This is a genomic window from Mogibacterium kristiansenii (genome assembly GCF_009695905.1).
Taxonomy (GTDB): domain Bacteria; phylum Bacillota; class Clostridia; order Peptostreptococcales; family Anaerovoracaceae; genus Mogibacterium_A; species Mogibacterium_A kristiansenii.
Genome location: NZ_VUNA01000008.1, coordinates 23,438 through 43,099, shown reverse-complemented (window position 1 = coordinate 43,099; position 19,662 = coordinate 23,438). Strand labels below are relative to the sequence as shown.

16 protein-coding genes are annotated in these 19,662 nt (G+C 50.9%); 1 reads left to right on the top strand and 15 read right to left on the bottom strand.

Annotation, left to right across the window (positions count from 1 at the left end; all coding sequences use genetic code 11):
• Positions 1–34 precede the first annotated feature (34 nt).
• Genes uvrC through serC form a run of 3 tightly spaced genes read right to left on the bottom strand, consistent with a single transcriptional unit; the run spans position 35 to position 4,399 of the window.
• The gene (gene uvrC / locus FYJ65_RS05185) at positions 35–1,930 is read right to left on the bottom strand and encodes an excinuclease ABC subunit UvrC (RefSeq protein WP_154554297.1); all 1,896 of its coding nucleotides are present in this window, start codon (positions 1,928–1,930) and stop codon (positions 35–37) included.
• Positions 1,931–1,962: 32 nt separating this feature from the next.
• Complete coding sequence (locus tag FYJ65_RS05180; protein WP_154554296.1) at positions 1,963–3,327, bottom strand: D-alanyl-D-alanine carboxypeptidase family protein; 1,365 nt, start codon at positions 3,325–3,327, stop codon at positions 1,963–1,965.
• Complete coding sequence (gene serC / locus FYJ65_RS05175; protein WP_154554295.1) at positions 3,314–4,399, bottom strand: 3-phosphoserine/phosphohydroxythreonine transaminase; 1,086 nt, start codon at positions 4,397–4,399, stop codon at positions 3,314–3,316. Before serC ends, FYJ65_RS05180 begins: the two co-directional genes overlap by 14 nt.
• Before the next feature lie 164 nt (positions 4,400–4,563).
• Here serC and FYJ65_RS05170 point away from each other — a divergent pair, with 164 nt between their 5' ends.
• The gene (locus FYJ65_RS05170) at positions 4,564–5,706 is read left to right on the top strand and encodes a 3-phosphoglycerate dehydrogenase (RefSeq protein ID WP_154554294.1); all 1,143 of its coding nucleotides are present in this window, start codon (positions 4,564–4,566) and stop codon (positions 5,704–5,706) included.
• A 1,067-nt stretch (positions 5,707–6,773) separates the two neighbouring features.
• Here the strand turns inward: FYJ65_RS05170 and FYJ65_RS05160 are convergent.
• From FYJ65_RS05160 to nhaC, 12 genes are all read right to left on the bottom strand, one after another.
• Entirely contained in the window at positions 6,774–7,691 is a 918-nt protein-coding gene (locus FYJ65_RS05160; protein WP_154554292.1) for a diacylglycerol/lipid kinase family protein, read from the bottom strand.
• Complete coding sequence (locus FYJ65_RS05155) at positions 7,684–8,757, bottom strand: YihY/virulence factor BrkB family protein (RefSeq protein ID WP_154554291.1); 1,074 nt, start codon at positions 8,755–8,757, stop codon at positions 7,684–7,686. Before FYJ65_RS05155 ends, FYJ65_RS05160 begins: the two co-directional genes overlap by 8 nt.
• A gap of 25 nt (positions 8,758–8,782) precedes the next feature.
• Entirely contained in the window at positions 8,783–9,385 is a 603-nt protein-coding gene (locus FYJ65_RS05150; RefSeq protein WP_154554290.1) for an XTP/dITP diphosphatase, read from the bottom strand.
• 28 nt (positions 9,386–9,413) lie between these two features.
• Positions 9,414–10,799, bottom strand: a complete 1,386-nt coding sequence (scfB, locus tag FYJ65_RS05145) for a thioether cross-link-forming SCIFF peptide maturase (RefSeq protein ID WP_154554289.1) — start codon at positions 10,797–10,799, stop codon at positions 9,414–9,416.
• 112 nt (positions 10,800–10,911) lie between these two features.
• Positions 10,912–11,061 carry a six-cysteine ranthipeptide SCIFF gene (gene scfA, locus FYJ65_RS05140; RefSeq protein ID WP_154554288.1) on the bottom strand — a complete coding sequence of 50 codons (150 nt, stop codon included), beginning with the start codon at positions 11,059–11,061 and terminating at the stop codon, positions 10,912–10,914.
• 63 nt (positions 11,062–11,124) lie between these two features.
• On the bottom strand, positions 11,125–11,925 hold the full coding sequence (locus FYJ65_RS05135; RefSeq protein WP_154554287.1) for a universal stress protein: 801 nt from the start codon (positions 11,923–11,925) through the stop codon (positions 11,125–11,127).
• A 21-nt stretch (positions 11,926–11,946) separates the two neighbouring features.
• Positions 11,947–13,011: an LURP-one-related/scramblase family protein gene (locus FYJ65_RS05130; RefSeq protein WP_154554286.1), complete on the bottom strand. Its 1,065-nt coding sequence runs from the start codon at positions 13,009–13,011 to the stop codon at positions 11,947–11,949.
• 15 nt (positions 13,012–13,026) lie between these two features.
• Entirely contained in the window at positions 13,027–14,478 is a 1,452-nt protein-coding gene (locus FYJ65_RS05125; protein ID WP_154554285.1) for an acetate--CoA ligase family protein, read from the bottom strand.
• 39 nt (positions 14,479–14,517) lie between these two features.
• A complete protein-coding gene (gene gap, locus FYJ65_RS05120) occupies positions 14,518–15,531 on the bottom strand; it encodes a type I glyceraldehyde-3-phosphate dehydrogenase (RefSeq protein WP_154554284.1) in 1,014 nt (337 codons plus the stop codon).
• 59 nt (positions 15,532–15,590) lie between these two features.
• Positions 15,591–16,703, bottom strand: a complete 1,113-nt coding sequence (locus FYJ65_RS05115) for an Ldh family oxidoreductase (RefSeq protein ID WP_154554283.1) — start codon at positions 16,701–16,703, stop codon at positions 15,591–15,593.
• A 12-nt stretch (positions 16,704–16,715) separates the two neighbouring features.
• A complete protein-coding gene (hydE, locus tag FYJ65_RS05110; RefSeq protein WP_330636929.1) occupies positions 16,716–17,756 on the bottom strand; it encodes a [FeFe] hydrogenase H-cluster radical SAM maturase HydE in 1,041 nt (346 codons plus the stop codon).
• A gap of 200 nt (positions 17,757–17,956) precedes the next feature.
• Positions 17,957–19,438, bottom strand: coding sequence for a Na+/H+ antiporter NhaC (nhaC, locus tag FYJ65_RS05105; RefSeq protein WP_154554281.1), 1,482 nt, complete (start codon positions 19,436–19,438; stop codon positions 17,957–17,959).
• Positions 19,439–19,662: the final 224 nt, after the last annotated feature.

The window sequence follows — 19,662 nt, the reverse complement described above, 5'->3', positions numbered from 1 at the left end:
TCAAAATATACCATGAATATCTTTAAATAGCAAGTTATTGCTGAAAGAATTCCAAAACACTTTCTGCCGCCTGGGAATTCATCCCTTCCGTTTCCATCAATTCTTCGTAGGAAGCCTTTCGAATCGCATCGATGCTGCGGAATTTCTCCATCAGTGCCTTCCGCCGCTTCGGCCCGATTTTCGGAATTTCTTCCAGCACGGAGTGTGTCATCTTCTTTCCTCGCGTACCTCGATGGAAGGTAATGGCGAAACGGTGCACTTCTTCCTGAATGTTTCCCGCATAGCTGAACAGCAGAGGTTCCGACTTCAAATCGATTTCACTTCCGTCGGTGAACACGACCGCGCGGGTTCGATGGGCATCGTCTTTTGCCAAGCCCACCACCGGAATCGTTAACCGGAACGCATCCATCACTGCTTTTACCGCATGCACCTGTCCCAGTCCTCCATCGATGAACATGATATCCGGATACCGGCTGAAACCCGGATCCCCTTCTCGGGCCCGCTTTAGCCTCCGGTACATCACTTCCTGCAGACTGCCGTAGTCGTCGCCCTCGGCAGTTCGAATCCGGAACTTTCGGTAATCGTTCCGCACCGGTCGGCTGCCCTCGTACACCACCATGGCGCCCACCGTATCCAGGCCGTTCATATTGGAGATATCGTAGGCTTCCACCCGATACTCCTCTTCATCGTCCTCCTCCAGCAGCCGGGGAATCGTCCCATCGATTTCCGCCGCTCGGCGAATCAGCTCCGAAATCTTCTGCCGCAGATTTTTCTTTCGTTCCTCGTCTCGATTGGCTCTCTCGTCCAGGGAACGGGCCAGCTCCACCGAGTCCGCCAGGGTCATGTCCAGGATGGCCTTTTTCTCCCCTCGCTCCGGTATGTACAGCCGGGTTTTGTGGGGCACATCCGTTCCCGCTTTCGCGTTCATCTCATCGATGTGGTTCAAAAGTTCGGAAATCAGGTCCTCTTCTTCCGGATGCACCGGCACAATCACCTCTTTGGGAATCCGGGATGTAGACAGGTAATACTGCTTCAGAAAAGCGCTGAGCAGCTCCTCCCGGGTGGATTCCGTCTCGTCGTTCATATAGATGATTTCCCGGCCGATCATCTTGCCTTCCCGCACCCGGTACTGCGCCACAATCTGATTGCGGTGGGTCCGAATCGGAATCAGGATATCGATATCGTGTTCCCGCACCATGGTGGCCCGCTGCTTCTCGCTGAGGGACCGCAGCGCCCGAATGTAGTCCCGGTATTTCGCCGCCTCCTCATACTTCAAAGCATCCGACGCTTCCATCATCTTTCTTTCCAGCTTCCGGATGACCCCCGCATCCCTTCCGCCCAGAATGCCCAGAATGTCCCGGATCATCTCCAGGTATTCCTCCCGGTCCGCTTTTCCCACGCAGATGCCCTTGCACTTTCCGATAAAATAATTCAGGCAGGGGCGGGTGTTTTCCGGAAAATGCAGGGTACTGCATTTCTTCAGGGGGTACATTTCATCAATCATTTTCAGAATTCGCCACACAGCGGTGCTATCGGAATAGGGCCCAAAATACCGATTCTCATCCCGCTTGACCTCCCGAGTGCGGATTACCCGGGGGAACTCTTCGCTCATGGTCACTTCGATGTAGGGATAGGTCTTATCATCCTTCAGGAGGATGTTGTACTTCGGCATGTATTTCTTGATCAGGTTGCATTCCAGAATCAGCGCTTCCATCTCCGTGCCGCAGGTGATATAGTCGAATTCCGCAATGTTGGACACCATGGACCGAACCTTCGGACTGTGCTGAGAAGAATTCCGGAAGTATTGCCGAACCCGGTTTCGCAGATTTACGGCTTTTCCCACATAGATTACCGTCCCCAGGCGATCCTTGTGCATATAGACGCCCGGACAGGTGGGGAGTTTTTTCAATTCTTCGTTGATGTCAAACATCTCTTTTCCCTCCTGCACACTCCCTCGGTTCTCTACCGATAGGTCCAGTTTCTTCTTTTCCGATCCTCTTCAATTTCGTATTCTCGCAGGGCAATTTCCCGGATTTTCTGCTTTCGCCGGCGTTCTGCCAGCAACCGTTTCCGTCTCCGAATTCGCCGAATGCGGAGCACGAAGTACAGCAGGCACAGCAGCACCGCAGCAATCAAAATCGTCAGCCCGTTGGAAATATACAGATAGGACGGAAACCATCCGGTTTTCACGTCTTCTTTTACCACCAGATCCACGGTGCCGGTCAGTTCATCCGCAACGTAGACCTGAAGTTCTCCCGCCTTCGTTCCGGCTTTTACCGGCGCTTCCAGCTTGTCGTAGATGATGGTCTGGGTGCGAATCAGGCTGTCGCTCCCTTCCTTTGGGACGTAGGCGTACGCTTTGCTTTTCGTATATACCGGAACCCGGGTACTTGCGCCGTGGCGAATTTTGATTTTACCCACCTTGGCCCCGGCCTTCCGAACCGCATGGCGAGCGACCTTCCCATAGCTGTAATCCAGAAGCTGTTTCTGTTGCGCATCCTTTTCTTTAGCAGCGGTTCCAAAAATCACGGAAATCAGCTTCATGCCGTCCTGCTCCGCGTACGCAAAAGAATTCACCGAATGCTTTGATGTGCCGCTCTCCACCGCTTTGGTCGCCACCAAACCGGAGTACCGGAAGGTATCGGAATGGCGCAGGGTTTTCGATGCGGTCTTGCCCACCGCCGTCGTGGTGCAGGCCTCCGTCGTAAGGTATTTCTCAATCAGGGAATACTTAAACGCCGCCTGAACCAGATATCCCATATCCTCCGTGGTGGTATACTGAAGGGTGTCATATTTGCCGGTCACCGTGGTGTAGTGGGTGTTCTCCAGCTCCAGCTCCTGCGCTTTGGTATTCATCGCTTCCACGAACGCCGGCACGTTCTCGGCAGAGTACACCGCCAGAGCCACGGCCGCCTCATCGGAATCCGCTACCAGCATAGCCGCCAGAAGATCTCGGACGGTAATTTGGTCGCCCTTCTTGAAGAGCTTCCCCTTCGATGCCACATCCCGGGTAACGGTAATCCGATTCCGAAGCTCTGCTCGGTCGTGCATGCGATCCAGCACCACCATGGCCGCCATGATTTTGGTAAAACCGCCCGGCGACAGCTTTCGGTCCGTATGCAGCCGATACACAGTCTGCCCCGTAGATGCGGACACCACAAAAGCAGAATCCGCCCCGATCTCCGGCTTAGATTCCGCAAACGTTTCATCTAAAAAGAGGGTGGTCACCCCAATCAACACCATCAGTGCCGACAAAATGACCACCATCACGCTCTTTCCGATATTATTCGATTTTTGAGTCCGGGTGTTTGCCCTATTTGTTCTCATCTTCGAATTCTTTCATGTATGCAATCAGTGCATCCACGCCTTCTTCCGGCATCGCATTATAGATGCTGGCTCTCATACCACCGGTTGTTCTGTGTCCGGCCAGGTTGAGCATGCCGCGCTCTCTTGCGCCGGCGACGAACTTCTTGTCCAGTTCCGGATCTCCGGTTACGAAGGTAACGTTCATCAGTGAACGGTCTTCCTTTGCAACGGTCGGTGTGAACATTTCGCTGTGATCCAGGTAATCATACAGCTTACCTGCCTTGCGAACGTCTCTCTCATGCATTTCCTTAACTCCGCCGATACTCTTCAGATACTTGAATACTTCGCCGGCCATGTAGATTGAATAGCAAGGAGGGGTATTGTACATAGAACCCTTCTTTGCATGAATTGCATAGTCCAAATAAATCGGAGTGTTCTCCGGTGCATGTCCTACCAGATCCTTCCGAACGATAACGATTGTTACACCTGCCGGAGCAACGTTTTTCTGTGCGCCTGCATAAATCAGACCGAACTTGGTAACGTCGATTTCTTCGGACAGAACGCAGGAAGACATATCTGCTACCAGCAGATGATCTCCTACATCCGGAACTTCGTTGTAGTGTGTTCCGTAAATGGTGTTGTTATAGCATACGTATACGTAATCTACATCTTCACGGATATCTTCCTTCTTGAACTTCGGAATGTAAGAGAAGTTCTTGTCTGCCGAACTTGCCAGTGCACGAATATCACCGAACTTCTGAGCTTCTTCATATGCTTTCTTCGCCCAGTTACCGGTAATGATATAGTCTGCCTTCTTGGAATTGGTCAGCAGGTTAATCGGAACCATGGAGAACTGCAGTGTACCGCCGCCCTGCAGGAACAGTACATAGTAGTCATCCGGAATGTTCATCAAATCTCTCAGATTCTGCTCCGCATCATCGATAATCTTCTGGAATTCCGCAGATCTGTGGCTCATCTCCATTACGGATTCGCCGGTTCCTTCATAGTTCAGCATCTCAGCAGCTGCCTTCTTCAGTACCTCTTCAGGAAGGGTAGACGGACCTGCAGAGAAATTAATTGCACGATAGCCCATTGGTATTTACCTCCAGTTAATTAAATATAGATTCATGTACAAGAATTATAACTCTTTCGCAATTGAAAGTAAAGTTCAATAATGATATACTAGCATGTAATGAGAGAGTTTTCTCATTAAATATCATAGAACACAATAATGGTTGTATCACAGGAGGTAACACAATGGCGAAGTACTCAATTGGTACTCTGAACAACATCTCTAAGGTAGGTCTGGATCGTCTTACCGATCAGTACGCACTCACTGAGGACATTAACGAAGCAAACGGAATCGTAGTCCGCAGCTACAAGATGCACGAAATGGATTTCTCCGACAATCTGCTGGCAATCGGTCGTGCCGGCGCCGGCGTTAACAACATTCCGCTGGATCGCTGTGCCGATGAAGGCATCGTTGTATTCAACACACCGGGCGCAAATTCCAACGCAGTTAAAGAGCTGGTAATCGCCGGTCTGATTATGGGTTCCAGAAACATGTACGAAGGAATCAGCTGGGCAAACACCCTGGAAGGTGATGTTTCCGGCCAGGTTGAGAAGGGCAAGAAGCAGTTCGCCGGAACCGAAATCGAAGGCAAGACTCTTGGTATCATCGGTCTGGGCGCCATCGGTGCAAAAGTTGCCAATGCAGCACACGCACTGGGCATGAACATTGTCGGCAACTCCGTAGTCGTTCACCCATTCCTGACCGCACCATGCAAAATGTATGATGACGTTGCAGAGATGGTAAAAGTATGTGACTATGTTTCCATCCACGTTCCGTCCCTGCCGGCAACAAAGGGCATGATTAACAAAGATCTGATTGCAAACATGAAGGACGGTGCCATCGTTCTGAACTACGCAAGACCGGACCTGGTTGTAGAAGAAGATATCATTGCCGCTCTGGAATCCGGCAAGCTGAGAAAGTACATGACCGACCTGGCAGACGAGAACCTGATCAACAAGCCGGGCATCGTATCCACTCCGCACCTGGGCGCATCCACCAAGGAAGCAGAAGACAACTGCGCATCCATGGCAGTAGATGAACTGATGGATTACATCGAAAACGGCAACATCAGAAACTCCGTAAACTTCCCGCCGGTATCCCTGGATGCAGAAGCCGGAACCACTCGCGTTGGTATCCTGTACAAGGGCGAAGTTGACGTAACCGCACTGCTGAACGAAGCAGTTGGCGCAGACAAGGTTGTCAAGGTTGAAATCGGCAAGAGCCGCACCGAATACGGATACGCTCTGGCACTGGTTAAAGAAGACGCTTGCAAGGATTGCCTGGCAGGCATCAAGGCAGATGGCGTAATCAAGGTTCGCGTTCTGTAATTAACCACTTTAATAATTCAAGTAGAGAAAAAGGGCTGCTCCGCTGTTGCGAAGCAGCCTTTTTGTGTAGGCGGACCGGGAACCGGACGCCTGCAGGCTAGCAGCCGCCACGGTTTGCGTACGACTCCCCGGAAACCCTTTGAATTCCGTTTTGATACGCAAACCGTGCGCCGGGCACTTTGAAAATTCCGGCCCGGCTGGCACCACGGTTTGCGTACGACTCCTCGGAAACCCTTTGATTTCGGTTTTGATGCGCAAACCGAGCGCTGGGATTTTTGAAAAAACAAGTCCGGTCGCCGCCACGGTTTGCGTACGACTCCCCGGAAACCCAATAAATTCGGTTTCCAAGCGCGAACTTCGGGCCTGGAGAAAGGGGCAAGCCGCCCCAGTCACCGCCACAGTTCGCGCTCTTCTCCCCGCAAAGCCATTATTTTCGGTTTCCGGGCGCGAACTTCGGGCCTAGATTTTTGAAAAATCATGTCCGGTCGCCGTCAGAGTTCGCGCTCGCCTCCCCACAAAGCCATTAATTTCGGTTTCCGGGCGCGAACCTCGGGCCGGGATTTTTGAAAAATCAAGTCCGGTTGCCGTCACAGTTCGCGCTCGATTCCCCGCAAAGCCATTGTTTTCGGTTTCCAAGCGCGAACCTCGGGCCGGAAGAAAGGAACAATGCGGCCCGGTCGCCGTCACAGTTCGCGCTCGATTCCCCGCAAGCCCATTGTTTTCGGTTTCCGTGCGCGAACCTCGGGCCTGGATTTTTGGAAAAGCCAGCCCGGCGGACACCAGAGTTCGCGCTCGATTCCCCGCAAACCCAATAAATTCGGTTTCCGGGCGCGAACTTCAGGGCGGAAAAAATGGGAAAGCCGGCCCGACCGCCGAGATAATGCAACACGTTCCTTCGGTTCTTCACAAATATTTGCGAAGAACTCTCTTTTTGACAAAAAAGTAACTCGCCGCGGCAGGGGCATGCCACGGCGAGTTCCCATTTTTTTCGTCAGGATTTATCAAGAAAACTATCTATCAGAGTTTTTCTCTTGATTTGCCAGGAGATCGCGAATTTCCGCGATTCTCTACACAATCAGTTCAATTGCACTCTGAAGGGTGTGAATCTCCACATGATCTGCGCCCTCCTCATATTCTCCGTCCAACGTCCAGTGAGTACCCGGCTCAATGTCCACCTCGATGTCTCGTGCACTGAAGAATTGGATGTTCGGTGCATCCAACGAGCCGTCCAGCAGCGCCCGCACCATTTCATTCAATTCGATGAGCGACGCCGGTGATTCAATCAGAAGCACCTCCATCATTCCATCGTTCATATCCACATCGAAAGTATCCAGTTTCAGCAGACCTCCCACTGAAGTAGAGTTACAAATCGCCCCGAATATATAATCCCCCTCGTGAATCTCCTCATTTGGCGTTCCATGATCCGTAACGATTTTTGCGTGGATTTTCTTGATGTTCACGATATCCCGAATGCCCTGAAGCACGTAAGCCGTATGGCCCATGATGTTCTTCAGGTTCTGGGGAACGCTGTATGACGTGCTGGTGAATGCCCCAAAAGAAGCCACGTAAGAAAAGTATCTTCCGTTAAAAGAACCCACATCGAAGGTCTGAGGTTTTCCGGTGAGAACCACTTCTGCCGCGTCCATGATGCTCTTCGGCAGACCCACGCTGGATGCGAAGTCATTGGTACTTCCCGATGGAATGTATCCGATTCGCACCGGGGTTTCCGCCGTAATCACTCCGTCAATCACTTCATTCAAGGTACCGTCTCCGCCGGAAACTACGATGGTCTCCACCTCCGACGCATACTGAATGGCAAACTCTCTCGCATCCCCGCTTGCCTGGGTCATCAGCACCGAAGTATAAAAACCGGCATCAGAATACATCTGTAACATTCCCGCTAAATACCGGAATGCCTGCATAGTTCCGGATTTCGGATTCATAATAAACAGAATCCGATCCCGCTTCTTCTCTAAATCACTCATCTAAGAATCCCCTGTCTCTTCTTTCAATATTTTGTTTCATCTCCGTGTAAAGCTCATCCGCTTTCGCATCGATGATCTGTTTTCTTCGAATCTCCTGCTGTTTCTTTTCGATTTCCTTTTCGAAACCGTCCACATACCGCTTGCTCATTTTCACCGCAACGGAATCCAGTTCCGGGTAAAGCAAATCATCCGGCCGCACGAAAAAGTTCTCATAGCTCTGACTGGATCCTTTGAGCTGTGCCTTCAGATATCCTCTCATCTTCGTCAGCGTCAGCCGATCCCGTTTCATCACTTCATCCCAGGCTTTGTTGAACATCATTCCGATGCAAAGCACCCAGGAAATCAGATAAAACCACAGCATCAACGCCACGATGTTGGCGAAGGTTCCGTACAGGATGTTGTAGTGGGCAATCTTATCGCTGTAGACAGAATATACCGCTGTCACAATCATGATGCCGATCCAGGCAAACAGCGCGCCGGGAAGCAGACAGCGAATCGGAACTTTAATTCGCGGAAGCAAATAATAATTCATGAGAATCATCAAGAAGAAAAGTCCCGCCGCAATTGGCAAACGCAATGCCACCAAATATTCGGTAAACCGGCTGTGGCGGAAGATCGTTTGAATAATATTCTCACCGTATACGTAGATTGCCAGCGAAAAGGCGATGGCCGCAATCGAAATAATCGCCGTCGGAATCGCTTTCATTCGCTCCGTCCAGAATTCAAACCGGTAGGTACCGTTGGTCAGCACATGACTCTCCAGCCGCCCCAGCGAAAACTCCAGGCTGGATGCAGACCAGAGGGCGACAATCACCATGACCGTATTGGTGAACTGCACCGACGTGGCACTGAACAAATCCATCACCAGGCTGTTCACATTGGAGCTCACATGGGTCTCCAGCCACACCTTAATGAAATCCAGCGATACGTCGAACAGACCCAGCACCTGGGACAACACGATCAGCGTCGGCATACTCGCCATGAAAAAGAAGTATGCAATCTGCGCCGCAAATCCGGTGTAATACGGGTCATCGAACTGCCGCCATACATGGAATGTGATATTCAAAAGATTCTTTTTGGTTAATCTCTCTTTAGCATGAACATTTTTCACGAATCATATCCTCAAGTTTCTCCAGCGCTCGAGCTCGATGGCTGATCCGGTTTTTCTCTTCCGGTGCCATTTCCGCAAAAGAACGATTCTCTCCTTCCGGGAGGAATAACGGGTCGTACCCGAATCCCTCCGTTCCGTGAATCTCTGTCAGAATCGTCCCTCTGCATTCCCCCCGAGCCACCAGCTTTCTCCCATCCGGGAAAAGCATGGTGATAACGGACACGAAAGCCGCTCCCCGTTTCTCCTCCGGAACACCTTCCAGTTCCTTCAGAAGCTTTCGATTGTTGTCTTCGAAAGTGCAGTTCTCCCCCGCAAAACGGGCGGAATAAACTCCGGGAGCACCCTCCAGCGCATCCACTTCCAACCCGCTGTCATCCGCAATGGTGATAGTATGGGCCTCATCCAGGATTGCCTGTGCCTTGAGAAGAGAGTTTTCTTCGAAAGTCGTTCCGGTCTCTTCCACCTCAAACTCCGGAATTCCCGCATCGTCCCGGGAAATGGTTTCCATGCCGAACTTTTCCAGGATTGCCTGAATCTCTTTCAATTTTCCTTTGTTTCTGGATGCCAGAATTACTTTTTCCATAATCTTCCCTCCTATTACGATACCTGAACTATTCCTCCAGTCCCAGCTCCTGCTCGGCCACCTTCAGCATAATCGCGCATTCGATTCTTTTACGGTGGAGTTCACACCCCAGTTCATATACTTTATCGATATCCCCGTTGGAATGATAGTTGTTGGCCGAACATCCGCCGGCACAGTACCGCTTCGCAAAGCAGTCCCGACATTTATCCCGGGTATATACGTTATTTCCCTTCAGAAACATTTCAACGATTTCCGGATGGGTGACACCTTCGTATACGTTGCCCATGAGCATCTCGTCGTTGCCTACGAACTGGTGGCACGGATACAGGTCGCCCGTCGGCGTTACCGCCTGATATTCCGTTCCTACTCCGCAGCCAGCCACTCTCTTGTAGATGCACGGACCGCCGGTGAGGTCGATGGTGTAATGGTAGAAGTTGAAGCCTTCCCCCTTCTTTTTCCGCTCCAGCATGCCTTCTGCCAGCTCTTCGTACTGCTCGCAGAGGAACGGCACATCCTCTTCGTGGAGCGCGTAGTCCACGTCCGGAGCGCTGACGACCGGCTCGATGCTGGTTTCCTTGAAGCCCATGTCCGCCATGTGAAGCACGTCCTTCGCAAAATCCTTGTTGTAAGCGGTATAAGTTCCCCGCATGTAGTAATTCTGCTGGTTCCGGGCATCCGCCAGGCGCTTGAACTTCTCGATAATTTTATCATAAGTTCCTTCCCCGGATTGTGTATGTCTCATGAAATCATGGACTTCCTTCCGGCCGTCCAGGCTCAGAACCACGTTTCCCATCTCCTTGTTGCAGAAATCGATGACTTCATCATCGATCAGCAATCCGTTTGTGGTGAGGGTAAAATTAAATTTCTTGTCGTATTTCTTTTCCAGCTCGCGACCGTACGCCACCAGCTCTTTACAGACATCCCAGTTCAGCAGCGGTTCTCCGCCAAAAAAATCCACTTCCAGATTCTTCCGGCTTCCGGACTGCTCTACCAGATAATCCAGCGCCTGCTTTCCCACTTCCAGTGGCATGATTCCCGCTTTTCCGCTGTAATCGCCCTTTCCGGCAAAGCAGTAGCGGCAATCCATGTTGCAACCGTGGGCCACGTGCAGGCAAATGGCCTTCAGCACCGATTGCTTTCTCTTAATCTTTGACGCCGCCTCTTCGAAAATATCCTCGGAGAAGAGGGTTCCCTCCTTCTGAAGCTCTTCCAGGTCATCCATCACATCCCGAATGTCCTGCTCCGTCAGATTTTCCGAAGCGTATTTCGGCAGGATTTCCTTGCAGATTTCATCAAAATCCGCATTTTCGTACATGCCGATGATGTCGTACGCCACGTCGTCCACCGAATGAACGGATCCGCTGTTGGCATCGATTACAATGTTGTATCCACCTAATTTGTACTGATGTACCATGTTCTTAATTCACTCCAATTCTATGAGTCTGCAAATAGACGAAAGCGACCTGTCAGGAGACAGACCGCCCTAAATGTCAGCAAAAAGCGCTGCGAACCGCAGCGCTTCACAATTAATTTTCCTTGCACTGTTCGCAATGCTGATTTGCTACGCTGCAAGAAGTCTTACTTGCAGACTGGCAAGAAGTCTGGCATTCGCCACAACCACCGGTAACAGATGATTTCTCTAAGTTTCTTGTGGAAATTGTCTTGATTCTTTTCATTGTCTTTTCCTCCTATAGTTTCATTTCAGAATAACAAAACATCGACGTTTTGTCAAATTTTTTTCATTCCGTCAGGTCCTCCTGAGCGGAATTACTGTCATCTTTTCGTATCTGGTAATGGAACACCGCTTCCGATTTCATGTTCCGGTTCACCACGCGAATCCGGTCAATGACATCGCCTTTTCCGGCGTTCACCGGTATTTCCATCGTCTCGCCGGTGGAGATATCGGTGACTTCTTCATCTCCGTTCTCCGGCGGAAGATCCCACTCCCGGGTCTCCGGATTGTAGGATCGATGAAGGAACCGCACCCGGCCCCGGGTTACATGAATCCGGTAGATGACATCTCCTTCTACGCTCGGGAGCAGGCATTCGCTCTGCTTCAGGCTGAGCGCACCGCGGAGATTCACCGTGCTCTCCACGTTCCGGTAAATCATTCCCCGATACTCTTCTTTCATATTTCGAGCCCGTTCCTGCACCACCAGCACGTTGCATCCGGCATGTCGGATAATATAGGAAGCGGTCATGCCGATAGTATTGCTGTGGTTCACCTTCGTGGATTTCATGATGACGATCATGCTGGCGCCGATTTCCTGAGCACACTCCACGATTCGCTGCCCCGGTTTTCCGATGGCGGTTTTTCGAACGACGGAATATCGCTCCAGATTCTTTGCGATGATTTCCAGCTGGGAATCCAGCTCATCCTGAATCTGTTGGATGGCCTCCTTATCCGTAATCATCATCAGGTTCTCGTGCACCATCATCAGCACGATTTCGAAAGCCTTCGGAGAGAAGGTGGTCTTAATGTGCTCCAGTGCAATCAGGCTCTTTGGCGATCCATCGATTGGAACAAGAATCCTATTCATGTTCTGCCTCCTAATTCTTTCCTATTTCACAAACCCGTTCAGCGCGGTGATGAGTTCCTGCAGAATCATGTACCACAGCAGGTACTCGTTATCCAAGCTGCAGATTACATCGTTTTCGATTAATCCGGTGGATTCAAAGCGAATTCGCGGTGAGGATGCCATCACCGCTTTTCGCTCTCCGTTCAGGGTCAGAATATAATTCATACCGATATTGCCCCGGCGAACCGCCCGGAAGGATTCCAGGCGGAATCGACCGTCGGGGCCATCCAAATAGAACGCATCGTTGTTCGACGACTTATCGTAATATACGGTACCGTACTTTTCTCCGGAGATTCGCACTTCGAATCCATCGGTCCGTTTCTTCTTATCTCCCGTCACCGTTGCCACTTCATTTCCGTCCATATCGTAGATGATAATGGACAGCGGTTCGAACACCACGGAGGTGCGGGCGTAGCAGTTCTCGTCCATATCCCGAACGGTGGTATCCGTACTGTTGTAATGGTACAGCGTGTACATGTCCATGGACTCCGGCATTTCACCGGATCCGGACATCTGAGCTTTCAGCAGTTCGGCCAAATCGTCCAGCAGCACGGCAGTCATCACCTTGTCGCCTGCAAAAGCCGAATACCGCTTCGGCGTAACCGCCAGATTCTCCGTATCCAGAAGCTGATCGAAACGCCACTGCTCCGATTCCGGCACAGCCAGATGATCCGTATCGGTTCCGGATACCAAACAGATTTCCTTTTCGTCGGCGGTTATCAAAATGTAATCCTTGAACAGGGCCGGTCCGAAAACAATGCATTTTTCGTTATTTTCTTTTTTTGACCCCATCCAACAAGTCCCCAGAGGTGTCTCCAAAGATCCCAGGCGCTTGCAGATTTCTTCCAAGGTCCAGCCGGCCGTGTTCTGCACCTTCTTTTCGTACAGGTTTCGATGATTAAAGTCTCCGCCTCCGGTATTCATGTGGATAGCCAGTGCCGCCAGAATGGCAATGCCGCTGTATGTCCACTTTCCTACCGAGAAAAACAGGATGGCCAGCAGGATTACCAGTGCCGTAAATATTCTGATAAGTTTGTCTTTATTCATTCTAACTCCGATATCTTACTTTTCTTCTTCTTCTGCGTGAGCCTGCTTCAGCAGCTCCTCTTTCCTGCTCATGATGTGACTGTACTCTCTCAGTGCCACCATGGCATTGACTGCCTGCTCCATGGTGGAGAAGGCCGGAATTCCGTGATCTCTCAGCTTCATGATTGCTTCACGGCACTCGTTTCCGCCCTGGCACTCCATGATGAACGGTTTGCCCAGCGTCTTGTATTGTTTGTGAATTTCGATGACCGTATCCGTAATCGCTTCCACGTCGGTAACAGCGGTCGGGCATACGGAAATCACGATTCCGTCCACATTTTCATCCCGATATGCGGTACGCAGTGCGCCGCCGTACATCTCGGATGTTGCAGTACCGCTGATGTCTACCGGATTCAGCGGAGAGCCGAAGGACGGCATGTATTTCCGGATGGCGCTGCGCAGGTTCTGAGAGATTTCTTTCAGTTCCTTCAGAGGCATTCCCAGTCGTTCAAAGTGATCGCAGGCCAGCAGTCCGGCTCCGCCGCCGTTGGTAATCATTACTACGTTGTCTCCGCGAAGCGGTGGGCACATTCCCAGCGCCAGAGAGGTGTCCAGGAATTCCTGCCAGGTTTCTTCTCTCATTACGCCGGATTCCTGAAACAGCTGATCGTATTCCGCATTGTTATGTCCGGTATTGTCGGAAGCGGTGTGGGCAAATGCTGCTTTTACACCGATTTTCGATGAGCCTACCTTGATAACGGTGATCGGCTTCTCGCACTCCAGGCATGCTTTCTTGAATGCTTCCGGGCTGTCCAGAGCTTCGATGTATACGGCGATGCACTTGGTGTGCTCTTCCTGCTCTGCATACTTAATGACTTCACTGAAGTCCACGTCTGCCTTGTTGCCCAGGCCGACGAACATACTGATGCCGAAGTGATCCAGCTGGGAAGAACCCAGTGCCGCCAGAAGGTTGGACCCGGACTGAGAAATCAGGGCAACCGGTCCCTTGTTCGGCAGATACGGTACGAAACCGCAGTTATAGTTGTGATACGGAGTTCCGATACCTACCAGGTTCGGTCCGATCAGAGGCAATCCATTCTCTCTGCAATACTCGGTAATCTCGTTCTGCAGGTTCTTATTTCCGATTTCTCCGAATCCGGAGGAAGAAACCACGGCGATTTTCACCTTCTTCTCCACACACTGTTCCAGAGCTTCGAAAACACCCGTTGCCGGAAGGGAAACAAATGCCAAATCCACGTCATCCGGAACATCCAGGATGGATTTGTATGCCGGCAAGCCGGCAACTTCCGTCGCCTTCACGTTAATCGGATAAATAATTCCTTCATACCCGCATCGACGCAGGCCCTGAATGACCTTAAAGCCAACTTTTTTCTCATTCCGGCTCGCGCCGATTACCGCTACGGACTTCGGTTTGAATGCGTAATTGAGTCGATCAATTACATATTGTCTTGCCTCTTTGATTTCCATTTCCTATATCTCCTTTCAGAAACAAGTTACAATAATGTATTAAAGAGATGCCATATAAGTCATGGTGCGAATCAGCTGACTCACATAACTCATCTCATTGTCATACCAGGAAACCACTCTAACCTCATAGATATTTGTACCGCACCGCTGCGCCAATGTCTGGGTCGCATCGAACAGAGAACCGTAACTCATGCCGATTACATCGGTGGACACAATTTCATCCTCATTATAGCCAAAAGATTCATTTTGTTCTGCCTTCATGGCCGCATTGATCCCTTCCACCGTCACGCTGTCCGTCGAATCCTTCAGTGTCGCATCCAGAATGGTGATGGAGCCGGTTGCTACCGGAACACGCTGTGCCGAACCGATTAGTTTTCCCGCCAGCTCCGGAATGACGTTTCCGATGGCCTGCGCCGCACCGGTCGTCGTCGGTACGATGTTGATTGCCGCCGCACGGGATCTCCGGAATTTGTCCCCTTTGTCCGGTGCATCCAGAATTTTTTGATTGCCGGTATACGCGTGAATCGTGGTCATGAAACCGGTTCTCACCTCACGGTAATCGTTCAATGCTTTTGCCATCGGCGCCAGGCAGTTGGTGGTGCAGGATGCACCGGAAACGATTCGGTCCTCTGCCGTCAGGGTTTCGTGATTGACCCCGTAGACAATGGTCTTCATATCATTTCCCGCAGGGGCAGAAATCAGCACCTTCCCTGCGCCGGCATCCAGATGTGCCTGAGCTTTTGCCTTCGATGTGTAGAAGCCGGTGCACTCCAGCACCAAATCGATATTCAGCTCCTTCCACGGAAGGTTCGAAGCATCCGGCTCCTTGTAAATCGTGATTTCGCTGCCGTCCACAACCAGGCTGTTCTCCGTGCTGTCCACCTGATGTCCCAAATACGCCCCCTGTACACTATCGTATTTGAGCAGGTACGCCAGCATCGACGGAGATGCCAAATCGTTAATCGCTACAACTTCAAAGTTCTCCAGTTCCATAGCTTTACGGAAAGCCAGTCGGCCGATTCGGCCAAATCCATTAATTGCTAATCGAATCATAGTGTCATCCCTTTTTAATGTAAACTATCCAAGCAATATGAATCAAATATTAAATTGTCTTATTCAAACGGGAAGGTAATGTCAATTCCGAATTCGTCCCGAACTTCGATGAATTCCTTCTGAACCGCTTCGCTCATCGGAACACCCTTGTCCGCACGGTATTCCTTCATAATCCATTCCTTCTCGCCCGCCGTATAGATGCGATCCTCGCCCGGTGCCTTCTGAGAATTTCTCAGTGCCCGAAGGATATCTCCGCAGGTCTTCTCAAAGGCTTCCCGACCCATGAATGCTTCCGGATCGATTACCACGAAGAAGTGTCCCAGATGATATGGCTTCAATCCGCCGTTTTCGTCATAGCAGGTCAGGCTCTTCAGGAAATTACCCTGTGCCAGCGCCGCCGACAGGATTTCAATGGCTGCTGCGTAGCTGTAGCCCTTATATCCGGCCATCTCCTCGCCGATGCCGCCCAAAGGTGCCAGTGCCGCATCTCCGGTGGTCAATGCCTTCAGAATGTAAGAAGTATCGGTCAGTGCGGAACCGTCTCTTCCGATAACCATGCCCGCCGGTGTATCCTTTCCGATGTGCTCGTAGTATTCCAGCTTGCCTCTCTGAGTGATGGAGGTTGCCGCATCGATCAGGAACGGATACTTCTCATCGCTGGGGAGACCGATGGTCAGCGGGTTGGTACCCATCATGTTCTCCACGCCGAACGTCGGTGCGATGGACGGACGCGCATTGGTACCGGTGATACCGATCATCCCCTGATCCGTCGCCATGGAAGCCCAATATCCGGCGATTCCGTAGTGAGAAGAATTGCGGACAGCCACGCAAGCGGTTCCGTACTTCTTCGCCTTCTCGATGGCCATATCCATAGCCTGCTTGCTGGCCACCATTCCCATTCCGTCATTGGCATCCAGCACGGCGGTGGTCGGAGATTCTCTCAGAATATCAATCTTCGTCACCGGATTCAGAATTCCCTTCTTAATGCGGTCCACATAAATCGGCTTGAATCGATTCACTCCGTGGCTCTCAATTCCCCGGCGATCGCTCTCCATCAGGACATCGGCACAGATTTTCGCATCCTCTTCCGGCACGCCCAGCTTCATGAAAGCCTGCGTCATAAAAGAACCTGCCATGTCCCAAGACATATACGGTCTTGTCTCAGTTATCATACATTCCTCCTTTTATTCTCTCGTCCATCCCGGATAATCCCCCCGGTCCGTGACTATTTGATATCCAATATATTTCATCCGATTCTCCAGGCAGGCGTGACATTCCGCTGCCTCCTCCCCGGTACAGATCTTTCCGTCGTACAGAAGGTACTTTCCCCGCACCTCCTTCGGCGAAAGGCTGGGCATGATGACATTCGCTCCGGCTTCCACGCCCAGCTCGCGCCCCCTTGGGTCAATGGTTCCAAGCGCCGTGGTGGCGGGTAAAAGCACGTTCGGAAACATCAGACGAAGTATGCTCAAGCAGTACAATGTCATCTCCAGGGTTCCGTCCGGACAATCCCGAAACGGCGTGTCCTGATGATGGATGAACGGCCCGATACCGATCATGTGCGGCTTCAGCTCCGCCAGATACAGAAAATCCTGCGCCAGATGTTCCACCGTCTGTCCCGGCGCGCCCACCATGAATCCGGCTCCCACCTGGAACCCGATATCCTTCAAGTCCCGCAAGCACCGCATCCGGTTGGCCAGCGTCAATTCTTTCGGATGGAGCTTCTCGTACAACGCCTCCGATGCCGTCTCATGACGAAGCAGATATCGCTCCGCTCCAGCCCGGTAGAACGCTTCGTAGCTTTCCCGGCTCCGTTCCCCCACCGAGAGGGTGATGGCGCAGTCCGGAAATTCCGTCCGAATGCTCTTCACGATATCGCAAATCGTCTCAGCGCTGAACCCCATATCCTCGCCGCTCTGAAGCACGAACGTCCGGAAACCGAACCCGTATCCGGCTCTGCAGCAAGCCAGAATTTCTTCCTTCGTCAGACGATACCGATCCGCCTTGGCATTGCTTCGGCGAATCCCGCAATACAAGCAATCGTTCCGACAATAATTTGAGAATTCAATCAATCCCCGCACGTAAATCCGATTGCCGAACACCTTCTGCGCCTCTTCCTGTGCCAGCTTTCTCATGAACTCCGTATCCTCCGGGTTCCGCTGTTCCAGAAGTTCCACATATTCCGTCGCCGACAAAATGTGATTCTCGTGCAATTTATCTATCAATGGCTGTAGTTTTCCCATATTTCTACCTCTACCGCTTCATTTTATCATACATGCATTCCATCTCCAATACATGGTATGAAAAATTGAACATTCGAGACAAATCGTTTATATTTTTTATGAAATATCACAACAGGTCCGGGCGCTTCCGCAATCCGAACCTGTTTTTTTATAGTCTATGAATGAGATATTTCGTAAAAATACTATACGATTTCGCCGGCATTGGCGCGCGCCTGTTCTTCCGGCGTCATCTTTGCAACGGTGATTCCGAAGAATGCCATTACGAAGCATACGAGTGGCATCATGTAGTTGAACACTGCCCATGGCAGATACTGTGCGGTGGTTACACCCAGCGTGGTGGCAATGAACATTCCGCAGGTGTTCCACGGAACGAGACAGGATGTAACCGTTCCGGCAGATTCCAGTGCGTTGGACAATGTCTTCGGGTGCAGGCCTTCCTTCCGGTATGCCGGTGCATACATTCTGCCCGGAACCAGGATGGAGATGTACTGTTCCGGCATCACGATATTGGACAGGAAGCAGGTGAGTTCCGTTACGCCCACCAGACCCGCTGCACTGTGAATTCTCTTGATAATCGCTTCGATTACTACCGCCAGCTGTCCGGTGCCTTCCATGATTCCTCCAAACATCATGGCGATGACGGTCATCAGAATGGAAGAAGCCATGTTCATCAGGCCTCCGGTGGTCAGCAGGCTGTTCAGCGCATCCACTTCCGTCTTGCAGAAGAAGCCGTTTCTGCCAACACTCAGAATATCACCAAAGGTAACGCCGGTATGCAGGTATTCCAGCGAATCACTGAAAATCTTCAGATTTCCCTGGAAAATCGGTGCCATCACCGCTGCGGAAAGCAGTCCTAACGTGATTCCCGGAATGGCCGGAATCTTCAATGCAATGGCCAGAATTACCACCAGCGGCGGCAGAAGCAATATCGGATTGATGTTGAAATTGTTTTTAAGTCCTTCCATCAGAATCTGTGCCTGGGAAGTATCAGCGGTTCCACCGGATGCAAATCGGAATCCGATAAATCCGAAGAATACCAGTGCGATTGCATAGGTGAATAGAGTGGAGCGAAGCATGAACTTCACGTGAGTGAACACGTCCGTTCCGGCCATTGCCGGTGCCAAGTTCGTGGTATCGGACAGCGGCGACATCTTATCGCCGAAATACGCTCCGGCCAGAATCGCTCCGGCAGTCGGTCCCACCGGCATTCCCAGCCCGTGACCGATTCCCATCAGTGCAAGACCCATGGTTCCCATGGTTCCCCAGGAAGTACCCGTTGCCAGAGAGGTGATGGAACAAATCAGCACCGCCGCAATCAGGAAGATGGACGGGCGGAGCAATGTCAGACCGTAATAAATCATGGTCGGAATGGTTCCGGACAACAGCCATACACCAATCATCATTCCAACGATTGCCAGAATTAAGATGGACTGCATGGCTTTGGAAATTCCATCCACCATCATATGTTCGATTTCACTCCAGCTAAATCCCAAGGAGAGGGATACAATTGCCGTAATAATCACTCCAATAAACATCGGAATATGGGGATCTACGCCAAATTTCACAATTCCTACAGACATCACAATAACGAGTCCTAGAAATGAGATAATTGCATGGTAAAGTTTCACCGGTTTTTTCTCCCGTTCAGCAGTAAATATATTCATATAATCGTTCCTCCGTTCTACGGATTGCCAGCCAGCTTCGTTTTTCTCAACTGCCAACATACACTAAAACTAATATTGCTATTATTATAACACACTGTTTCTTTTTATTATATAGATTTATTTGTAAATTTTGTGAGATTTTCTATTGCGTTTTTTTTTAAGAAAACATATAATAAGTTGAGAGTTTAACAAGCTAGTACTCTGGGGTAAACAAAAGGATGAGG